Here is a 5,756-nt window from a genome sequence, read left to right on the forward strand (position 1 = left end):
TGCTGGAACGGCTCAAAATGGGCCGCGAAATTTGACTTGATAGGCAAGCTTGGCCCGCTCCGGGTCGGGCGACCACGCCGGTTGGCCGGGTCGCACCATGGCGTAAGCGGCACGCGCGATCTTGGCGGGGTCCGGGTAGAACTCGCTCTCCAAGGCCGGCGTCGTCGGGCAGGTCGTGGGGGCATAGCCCATCCGGACTGCTTCGAACCTCTGCCCATTTCCAAGTCGCTCGGCCACGGCCGCCACGATTTCGGCACTCGCTCCTGTTCCGGTCCAGGCGTTGTCGACGACGAGAAGTCGCCCGGTCTTGCGCACCGACGATAGAATCGTCTCGACATCGAGCGGCAGAAGCGAGATCGGGTCGATCACCTCGGCCTCGATACCCTCCTCCGCGAGCAACTCGTGCGCACGCATGCATTCGACCAGCATGTTGGAGATCCCGACGATCGTAATGTCGCCGCCCGCCGTGCAAACGCGCGCCTTGCCGAAGGGAACCTCGTACGTTTCCTCGGGCACGAAGGCATCCGTGAAATAAAGCAGACGATGCTCGACGAAGATTACGGGATTGTCGTCCCGGATCGCCGCGATCAGGCACTCCTTGGCGTCGTAGGCGTTCGAGGGGGCTATGACCTTCAGCCCGGGCACGTGCATGAACATGGCATGCAGGCCCTGAGAGTGCTGAGCACCCTGGCCCCATGATTTTCCGATCATGCTCCGAACGACGAGCGGCACGCGAACCTGGCCGCCGTACATGTAATGGCTCTTCGCCGCGATGTTGACGAGCTGATTCATGGCAAGCATGAGAAAATCCATGCGTATGTGAACATGGACCGGCCGCATGCCCGCCATTGCCGCTCCAATCGCAACCCCTGTCATCGCGTCTTCGGAGAGCGGGGTCCCGAATACACGCTCGGGCCCGAACTCCTCGACGAGACCGAACGTCGAACCCTGGATCGCCTTGTGATCGTCGACATCGAGGCCGAAAACGAAGACGCGGGGATCGCGCCGCATTTCCTGTGCGACGCCTTCGCGCAACGCGTCGACATAGGTCAAGAGCCGCGTATTGGCGCTCGGCGATGGGGAGTTAGTTTGCATAGACATCGGTGCGTAACGCCCCCGGCCCTGGAAAATCACTCGCTTCGGCAAAGGCGACCGCATCGGAGATTTCCCGCTCGACCGATGCGTCGATTTTCGCGCGCAGAGAGTCGGACAGCTTGGCGCCGAGTTTCGCGACCTGATCGTCTTCGACCCAGGGTGCGAGATCGGTGCGCGCACGGTAGCCCGCGTCGAAGTCCTCGTTGGGGCCGACATGCTCCCGCCAGCGATAAGTACGGCACTCGAGGAAAATCGGCCCGCGTTCGCCGCGTCGGATTTGTGCGATGCTGTTGGCCGTGATCGCTCTGATCTTGAGCACGTCGCCGTCGTCGATCTGGTGCGCGGGGATGCCGTAGGTCTCGACGCGCTCACAGAGCCGCTCCGTCGCCCACCGCTTCGTGATCGGCGTATGGATGGCGTAGAAGTTATTCTCGCACACGAACAGGATCGGCAGCTTGTGAAGAGCCGCGAAATTCAGGCTCTCCGCGAAAACGCCTTCCTCGGTCGCACCATCGCCGAAAAACGCCGCGACCACGCGGTCCGTCCCCATGCGTTTCAGCGCCAACGCGTAGCCAAGTGCTACGGGAATTGTCGTGCCGACGACGGCCGAAGCGCCCAGCACATTGTGCGACATGTCGATCAAATGCATCGAGCCGCCCTTGCCGCCGGTAACACCCGTCGCCTTGCCGTAAAGCTCCGCCATCATGGCCTTGAGCTCACCCCCCTTCGCGAGGAAGGCTGCGTGCCCCCGGTAGGTCGGCGAGACGACATCGTCGGGGCGAAGTGCATCGCAAACACCGACGGCAACCGCTTCCTGCCCGATCGAAAGGTGCACGGGGCTCTTGATCTTGTTGGAAGGGTAAATACGCGCGACCTCCTCTTCCGCCCGCCGGATGAGGCGAAGGGAGCGATAGATGCGCTCAATGTCGGCAGCACTCGCCACTGCCGCAACAACGCTATTCGGAGCCCGTTTGGTCATCGACCCACGCCGCTTCGGCGGCCGGCAGCCGTCACGGCTTTGGACCGCCGCGGGGCCCGGAGCGGCACGCGTGCGCCAGCGCCCGTCTTTCCCGCTTTCGGAGTCGGATTCGCTGACAATGCCGCAGCGCAGTGCGCTTCCACCCGCTCACACACGAAATGATAGATCGCGATGTGCGCCTCCTGGATACGCGGCGTCGAGCGCGACGGCACGTCGAGCAAAATGTCGCTGTGGGCCGCGAGCTTGCCGCCCCCCTCGCCGGTCAGCGCGATCGTGGTCATCCCGAGTGCTCGCGCGCGCTTGAAGGCGGCGATCACGTTTTGAGAATTCCCGCTCGTGCTCAAGCCCCAGAGCACACCGCCCGGCTCCCCATAGGCTTCGACTTGGCGAGCAAATGCTGTCTCATAAGAATAATCGTTGCTCCAAGCCGTCAATGCCGCGGGGTCCGCCCCGAGTGCGATGACTTTGAGACCCGGCCTTTCGATGTGGAAGCGGCAGACCAGTTCGCCCGCGATGTGCATTGCATCGGAAGCCGATCCACCGTTGCCGCAAACGAGCAAGGGGAGCCGGCGGGAGAGTGCCGCGGAAATGCGCTCGATAGCCGCTTCAGCCAGCTTCTCCAACTGCGCCGTGCGCGTTCGTGTCAAAAGGTCGATGGATTGACCGAGATAGCCGGTCAAGGTTGAAATCGCGATCGGAGCCTCCCAAAGAGCGCCATGCGCGAACGCCTGGCCGAACCTTAAGCCCGGCAAGTCATTAGACAATTACCATACGATTGACAAGCTCATGTCGCACCGCGACTGTGTAGAGCCGTATGAAGAGGGCGCTTGGCAGGATCGCGCGGCCGCGCCATCCGGCCTTTTCGAGGCCCGTAAGGCGAATCTCGAACTCCCTACCGGTCCCGACGCGGCCGGCTTGAAAACGCGGCAAAAGCCCGATGACGGAGAGCATCCGCAGGAAGAAAATCTGAGCCGTTTCGCCAAAAAGCACGACTTCGGGGACGTTCGCATCGCCGCGGCCCTGCAAGCGAGCCAGGACGACGGCGAGGTCTCGTAGGGTGTTCGCCTGCGCCCGGCTGACTTCGCCCACGCTTCGGGCCGCCTCGATCGACCTCAGCGGCAACAACAGGAATAGTAGGGGTGCGAGCGGCATCCCGAGAACCAACGCTACGGCTGTCTTGACGACGTCGGGGATTGGGAGCGGCATCCGGCTCGCGCGCCGGTGGACCAGGTATATGAGTCGCGCGCAAAACGAATAGACGCGAAAGATCCACGATGCCAAATGAAAGGACCGCGACGCGAGGATATCGATGTGCCGCTTGACCTCAGCGACGCTGGCGCCCTCGAGGTCGGGGGGCGAACTAACAACGCTTCTCTGGACGGCTCGTTCGGTTACGGCGTGGGCGTAAACCCGATCTGGCCCGGCCGCCAGTCGATAACCCTTATAAACCTCGACCGGCACCTGCCGATCGGGAAGCACGCGGCGCGCGCCGGCGGAATCGAGGGCGCTACTGTCCCAAAGCCGATAGGACGCGGTATCGACGGCGTGGGCGAGTGCCTCGGCGCTGTCATGCGCGCGCTCCGTGCGCAGCATCCTAATCGCGCGATTCTCAACGAGAGGTTCGACACGCTTCGACACGAGGGCTTCAAGAGAGGTCGTCGACATATGCCGACCGTCGTGCGGGCCAAGATAGTTCCCGCCACCCGCCGCACCAGGGTGCCACGTATGGTACATGAACTCCTCCGTCTCCCACACCTCGCGTCGCCCGAGATTGACGAGACGGAAGGTCATGTCGTAAGGCCCGCAAATATGGCCGAGAAAGTCGATGTGCTCGTCCGCCCCGCCGATCGCGAGAAGATCGCTCCGCCGTGCGCACATACACGCACCATAGTTGCGAACGTGGGTGGGATCCACATCGTCCAGCAGGCCGCTCGTTTTCCCGCCCGACGCGTTGATGCACCCCCGTCCCTCGACCTCCTCGAACGATGGGAAATTGAAGGGGTAGAGATCGCGCCGGGAATTGCGAAACTGATCCATGTGATAGACGATGTTCGGATCTTCGTGAAACCGATCGAGGATGCGGCGCATGAACGTCGGCTTCACCATCGCGTCGGAATCCCCGATCATGACGATATCGCCGCGGCTGAGCACGATGCCAACGTTATACATGAGATGCTTGTGGTAATAGCAGCTCTCCGGCATCTCGAGGGTTACCCACGTATCGACTTGGTCCTCGAACCGCCTGATCGTTTCCGATACGCGGGAATAATACTCGATCACGATGACTTCGAACTGCGCGCGCTCGACGGTCTGGTTGGCGAGATAGTGCAGGAGGTGAAAACTCTCGCGCACGCTCCAATCCAGCAAAATCAAACTGATCTTGGGATTGACGCGTTCGCTTCGCTTGATGAATTTCACGGCATGCGCCTCTTGGAGGGTGGGGTTCGACCGATCTCCGGCCAGCAATGGCACCTGGGCATTCGCACCTGATCAGTCGAGTTCGAATGCGTCCTTGTAATCGCGTTTCAAGGCCGGATCCTGTTCTTCCTTAAGGAGCAGGCAATTACCGACCGCCAGCAACTCTATCTCCGTCCCCATGAAACAACGAAACGCGTCCTCCGGCGTGCAGACGATCGGCTCACCCCTTACGTTAAAACTCGTGTTGACGAGAACCGGACACCCCGTGCGCGCCTTGAACGCCGTGAGGAGATCGTGGAAGCGCGGATTCGTATCTCGATGCACCGTCTGGATGCGCGCCGAATAGTCGATGTGCGTGACAGCAGGAATTTCCGAGCGAATAACGTTGAGCTTGTCGATTCCGAACAAAACCTCTTCGTCGGCGGTCATATGCCGTTGCCGCTCTTTTTTCACTTCGGCGACGAGCAGCATGTAAGGGCTGTCGCCGTCGAGTTCGAACCAGTCGGCGACATCCTCGCGAAGGACTGCCGGCGCAAAAGGGCGAAACGACTCCCGGTACTTTACCTTGAGATTGAGAATCTTCTGCATGGTCGCGGAACGCGCGTCGCCGAGGATCGAGCGCGCGCCGAGTGCGCGCGGTCCGAACTCCATCCGGCCTTCGGCCCAGCCGACGGCCTTCTCTTCGACAAGGCCGCCCACCACGGCGTCGATGAGGGCGCGGTCGTCCAGCACGCGAAACTTTGCCTTGGCGCCGGTCAGCCGCCGCTCGATCTCGCTTTGCGTGTATGACGGCCCCAAATAACCGCCCCTCATATGGTCGCGCACATTGCTCACGCGTCGGGGCTGGCCCTGGTAGAGGTGATAAGCCGCAAGTGCCGCTCCAAGCGCGCCGCCGGCATCGCCCGCCGCCGGCTGTACCCAGACATCGCTGAACGCACCATCGCGCAGGACCTTGCCATTTGCGACGCAGTTGAGGGCAACGCCGCCCGCCAGGCACAAATTCTTCATCCCCGTTTCTTTTGCCGACGAGCGTGCGAGCCGGAGCACCACTTCTTCCGTCACCGCCTGAACCGACGCGGCGACATCCATATGGAAAGGCTCGAGCCTCTCCTCGGGTTTGCGCCGCGGGCGGCCGAGCAGGCGATCGAAACTCTCGTTCGTCATTCGCAAGCCGGTGCAGTAATCGAAATAATCCAGGTTCACGCGGAAAGATCCGTCTTCCTTGAGATCGAGGAGATTCTCCAGGATGAGCTGCTTGTGTTTC

General features: G+C 61.8%; 5 protein-coding genes. All 5 read right to left on the bottom strand.

What is annotated here, in order from left to right:
- Positions 1 to 12 precede the first annotated feature (12 nt).
- The gene (locus VEJ16_13460) at positions 13 to 1,101 is read right to left on the bottom strand and encodes a transketolase C-terminal domain-containing protein (protein ID HYB10671.1); all 1,089 of its coding nucleotides are present in this window, start codon (positions 1,099 to 1,101) and stop codon (positions 13 to 15) included.
- Positions 1,085 to 2,074 (bottom strand): thiamine pyrophosphate-dependent dehydrogenase E1 component subunit alpha, encoded by a 990-nt coding sequence (locus tag VEJ16_13465; protein HYB10672.1) that lies wholly within the window; start codon positions 2,072 to 2,074, stop codon positions 1,085 to 1,087. Before VEJ16_13465 ends, VEJ16_13460 begins: the two co-directional genes overlap by 17 nt.
- Positions 2,071 to 2,754: an SIS domain-containing protein gene (locus tag VEJ16_13470; GenBank protein HYB10673.1), complete on the bottom strand. Its 684-nt coding sequence runs from the start codon at positions 2,752 to 2,754 to the stop codon at positions 2,071 to 2,073. Before VEJ16_13470 ends, VEJ16_13465 begins: the two co-directional genes overlap by 4 nt.
- A gap of 76 nt (positions 2,755 to 2,830) precedes the next feature.
- Positions 2,831 to 4,492 (bottom strand): glycosyltransferase family 2 protein, encoded by a 1,662-nt coding sequence (locus VEJ16_13475; GenBank protein ID HYB10674.1) that lies wholly within the window; start codon positions 4,490 to 4,492, stop codon positions 2,831 to 2,833.
- A gap of 72 nt (positions 4,493 to 4,564) precedes the next feature.
- The coding region (locus tag VEJ16_13480; protein ID HYB10675.1) for a carbamoyltransferase C-terminal domain-containing protein at positions 4,565 to 5,756 on the bottom strand (1,192 nt) is incomplete at its 5' end.

Source organism: Alphaproteobacteria bacterium (assembly GCA_035625915.1).
GTDB lineage: Bacteria > Pseudomonadota > Alphaproteobacteria > JACZXZ01 > JACZXZ01 > DATDHA01.